The sequence below is a fragment of the Thermosulfurimonas sp. genome (assembly GCF_015491435.1).
GTDB lineage: Bacteria > Desulfobacterota > Thermodesulfobacteria > Thermodesulfobacteriales > Thermodesulfobacteriaceae > Thermosulfurimonas_A.
In genome coordinates, this window is the sequence record NZ_WFVX01000189.1 from 1 (window position 1) to 4125 (window position 4125).

General features: G+C 53.6%; 5 protein-coding genes. 2 read left to right on the plus strand and 3 right to left on the minus strand.

All coding sequences use genetic code 11. From position 1 onward, the window contains the following. Both F8J34_RS08725 and F8J34_RS08730 read left to right on the plus strand, forming a co-directional pair. Positions 1–569: O-antigen ligase family protein (locus F8J34_RS08725; RefSeq protein ID WP_297058439.1), on the plus strand; the 569-nt coding region annotated here is incomplete at its 5' end. Beyond that, positions 544–1683 (plus strand): glycosyltransferase family 4 protein, encoded by a 1140-nt coding sequence (locus F8J34_RS08730; protein ID WP_297058442.1) that lies wholly within the window; start codon positions 544–546, stop codon positions 1681–1683. The genes F8J34_RS08725 and F8J34_RS08730, both read left to right, overlap by 26 nt. Here the strand turns inward: F8J34_RS08730 and F8J34_RS08735 are convergent. The 3 genes from F8J34_RS08735 to F8J34_RS08745 all read right to left on the minus strand — a co-directional run. Further along, positions 1605–2351 (minus strand): hypothetical protein, encoded by a 747-nt coding sequence (locus F8J34_RS08735; RefSeq protein ID WP_297058444.1) that lies wholly within the window; start codon positions 2349–2351, stop codon positions 1605–1607. The two genes, F8J34_RS08730 and F8J34_RS08735, sit on opposite strands and share 79 nt — an antisense overlap. Next, positions 2338–3951 (minus strand): glycosyltransferase family 39 protein, encoded by a 1614-nt coding sequence (locus tag F8J34_RS08740; RefSeq protein ID WP_297058447.1) that lies wholly within the window; start codon positions 3949–3951, stop codon positions 2338–2340. The genes F8J34_RS08735 and F8J34_RS08740 overlap by 14 nt, the downstream gene beginning before the upstream one ends. Beyond that, positions 3944–4125, minus strand: a 182-nt coding sequence (locus F8J34_RS08745; protein ID WP_297058450.1) for a hypothetical protein, incomplete at its 5' end; no start/stop codon positions are given. The genes F8J34_RS08745 and F8J34_RS08740, both read right to left, overlap by 8 nt.

Below are 4125 nucleotides of genomic sequence, written 5' to 3' on the forward strand. Positions count from 1 at the left end.
GTTTGGGACTAGTCATAGCCCTTAGCCTGATTCTGGGGATCTTATTGGTTACCCCCCGGGGAAGACAGATTCTGATCCGAAGTGACAACCTTTCGCTCCTTCTTTCCGGAAGATATGAAGCCTTTCGGGAGGCCGGCTCTCTGGGGCAGAGACTTTATGCCTGGCCTTATTTTCTAAGGTATGTGCTGAAGCATCCCTTAAAAGGCACCGGTCTGGGGCGCAAGGTGGTCAAGGAAGTCATGACTCCGTTCCGGGAAAAGTACCTGCCTCCCTCCATGACGCATGGACATAATCTCTTTCTCAATCTTGCCCTTCAGGCCGGAATCCCCGCAGCGCTGATTTTTATGGTCCTTTACGGGCTGCTTTTGAGGGATTCCCTTGGTTTAACCCTTCGCTTCCCGGAGCCCCAAAATTATTTACCTTCGGCGGTAGCGGTCTTTTTCCTGGCCTACCTGGTGGCTGCCTCCTTCACCGGGTTTGATCGATATACCAAGTTTTTGCCTTTCTGGTTGGGTGCGGGAATCTTACTGGGGCTTAAGGCCTATGCGGGTTCTTCTGATCCTGAATAAGGTAGAACCCAAGAGAACCTATCGGGAACACATCCTGAAAGCCTTTAAGGAAAAGGGATGGGAAACCGAGGTACTTTATCTTTCCGGGGATCCCTCTCTTTCTCCCCATCAAAAACAGGGACTGAAAGTACATTCTCTGGGGTTTCCGGTGGCCAAAATCAAGCGCTTTCACGGAGGGGTGCTTAAGGCACTTTATACCTACCTGAAGAAGCACCCCTGTGATATCGTGTGGATACATCGTTATCGCCTTTTCTATTACCTGGCCCTGATACACCTTTTGTATCCCCGGTTTCGGATAGTTTTTCACGTGGTGGCAGGCGGGATTTTCCGTTCTCCGGGCAGGAGATGGGCTTTTTCCCTTTTGCGGTCAAGACTTTCGGCCCTGGTGGTCAATAGTACCGCTCTCAAACGGGAAATTCTGGGGCTTTATCCCGGACTTAAGGAGAGACTTACGGTCATCTTTAACGGCGTGGATCTCTCCCGTTTTTCTTCCGGAGTCTCCCGGGAAGGAGCACGGCTGAGGTTCGGGCTTAAGAAAGAGGGTTTCCTTTTCGGGATGGCGGCGGCCTTCCGGCCGGAGAAGAATCATCTCGCTCTCCTGCGAAGTTTCCGGGAGTTCAAAGAGAGGGGCGGTCGGGCCGGAATGGCCCTGGCCGGTTCCGGTCCGCTTGAGGAGAAAGTTCGGGCCTGTGCGGCCTCCTGGGGTCTAAATGAAGTGGTCTTCCTGGGAGCCCTCCCCTATGAGGAGATCCCCCTTTTTTTACGGGCCCTGGATGTGTTCGTGCACCCGAGTCTCAAGGAAGGCATGCCCAACGCCGTCCTTGAAGCCATGGCCGCGGAGTTGCCCATCATCGCCACGGACGCCGAAGGGGTCCCGGATATCTTTGATACTCCCCGGAAGATAGGCTACATGATCCCCAGAGGTTCTGAGGAGGCCCTTACGCAGGCCATGGAAGAAATTTATGGCCTCTCCCCGGAGGAGCGGAGGGAAATGGGGAGGGAAGCCCGTCTGCGGGTGGAAGAGGCCTTTTCGGCTCAGAGACAGGCCCAGGCCTTTGTTGAACTTTTCGCCTCTCTGGGGAGCCAATCCTCACTCAGCTCTTCAATCCCCTGAAAACCGGCTTTTTGTAGGGAAAGGGCCAGCTTATGTAAGCTTCTTCGCCAGAGTTTTTCTCGCGGACGAGAATAAACCTTGAGACCATCCAGATCGATGAGACGGATGCGGGAAGGAGTAAGGATAAAGTTGGTGATCTTGGGGTCCCGAAGATAAAGTCCTGCCCGATGCATCCGATAAAGAAAGGTCAGGATGTTTTGGAGCGTATCGCGAAATTCCTTGTCCGAGGAGGAAAGGGAAAGGAAGTGATGTAGCCTCTCCCTCACCTCCGGAAGATAGGGATAAAGGGCCCCTGAATGGTATTCCCCGCCGGAAAGTCCCAGGCGTATCCAGCCTCCTAGGGGTTCCACCGAAGAAAGCCCCCTGGCAACCAGGATCCAGTAGTTTCTTATGGCCTTTAAGGCCCCTTTGAGCCGGAATAAATTCAGGAGATCTTTTAACCGGTTTTCGACTTTATAAACCTTCAAAAAGTAGTTCTGATACCGGAAACAGTGCCTTTTGGGCCCTTTTTTGACTATTTCTGTTTCCGGGTTCTCCGTGATCCAGCGGAAAAGATCCTCCAGATAACCGCTCTCCCGGGCAAAAAGGAGATAGTTTTCCCGTACCCTCCGATAAGGATATTTATTCCTGAAGGGTTTTCTTTGCAGGTAATATTTATTGAGATCCAATAGGTCCATAAGTTTCGATTAGAACCACGGGAGTTTTTCGGGCCTTGGTTTTAATTAAAATTTTAAACTTGAAAGGAAGATCCTTTAATTTCTGAGGAGTGGTGATTATATACCGACACTCTTTCAGGGCCTGGGCGTCTTTTATGAGACGCATGTGCCGAATATGATGATATTTATACTTCAAATAATAGGTTAAATGGGGGCTATCCAGGCGATAATCGCAAAGCAGAGTGCCGGGGGGCAGATGAGAGGCCAGCTCCCGGGCGGCCCGGGAATAGTGGTTGCGGAAGTGTTCCTGGTAGGGAAAATAGACCGCTGCAAAGGTGTATTTCAGGGCCCAGACGAAGAAAAAGAGGGCCAGAAAAAGGGAACGAGCCCTGCGACTGAAAAGCACCAGGAGTCCGCTTAGGGTTACCATCAGAAACCCCACCAGGGCCCAGAGGTTCCCCTTAAGATGAAGACGCCCCCAGGAGGCATAGGCAAAGAGGGGAAGAGCGATCAGGATCAAACCGCTAAGGAGTCTTAGGGCCAGAAAGGAGAGCCTGGGCAGCCAATTTCTTTCCCATCCGCGATAAAGGGGAACGCTCAAGAGATAGACCAGTCCTCCCACCGCGGGAAGAAGGTAGCGCAATCTGGTCCCCGGCAGGATCCAGTAAAGAGGAAAGGAAAAGGCCAGCAGAGAGAGGCTATAAAGGGATAGATCCTTCAGCGATGAGGGAAGATCCTCGCGGAGAGTGCGGGATAACCACCCCATAAGGAAGAGGATCCAGGGAAGATGTCCCTCGAAATATTCCCAGGGGAAGGTCAGGAAATGTCCCCAGAAACCGCTCGGAGAAAGGGGTTTCTGGCGTCCGGCATACTCCCCGAACCAGGCGGAAAGGATCCTTTCGGCCCCCACCCTCCGGGCCGCGGGGACGAACCACAGAGAAAAGATTCCCGCATACACGAAAAGCCCCAGGAGATGGGCCGGGGAGAAGATTTCCCGGAAGCGTCTTTTAAAAAGAAGGTAGGGGCCTACGGCGGCGTAGAGGAAGGCCGGGGCCTGGAAGGTCTTGGTAAGGGTGGCCAGGGCGGAAAAACCGAGGGCGAGAGTCCAGGCGAGATAGGGCCTTTTCCGGATCTCGTGAAGATAAAACCAGGAAAAGACCGAGAGGGTGACGAGAAGGGTATAGGTCATATCTATTTCGGCCCGGCAGGCCTTATCCAGCACCTCGGGGATGGATAAAAAGATAAGGCCCGGAAGGACCCAGAGGAGGCCTGGTGGTCGGGATATGGCCCGAAAAAGCAGGGCCAGGAAGAGGGCGCAGAGGGTGGCCGCGGTCACGGAGGAGAGCCGGGCTACGAACTCGGAAGGGCTCCCGAAGAGCTTGAAAAATCCGATGAGCACCCAGTTATAGCCCGGGGGTTTTAAGAGATAGGGGCGGCCTTCAATGTAGGGGATGAGGTAATCCCCTCGCTCCATCATCTCAAGGGCGGCCACCGCTCTCCGGGCGGCCTCGCCCTGGAATTCCCTTTCCCAGAGGAAGGGGAGGTTTAAAGCCAGGGAGTAAAGCACGATTAAGAGTAAGCCTTTAAGAAGGATTTTTTGCGTCTTAGGCATGGGAGTCGGCCTTCCCGTAGAGTGTTTCTACGGCCTCAAAGATCTTTTCTGCGGAAATAGAGGTGATACAGGCCCGGTCGCCCCGGCGACAGGAACGCCGGGTTTTAAATACATAGGAACACGGAGCACAGGAAAGACCTTCGGGGGCCAGGATCAGGGCTTCTTTTCCCAGGG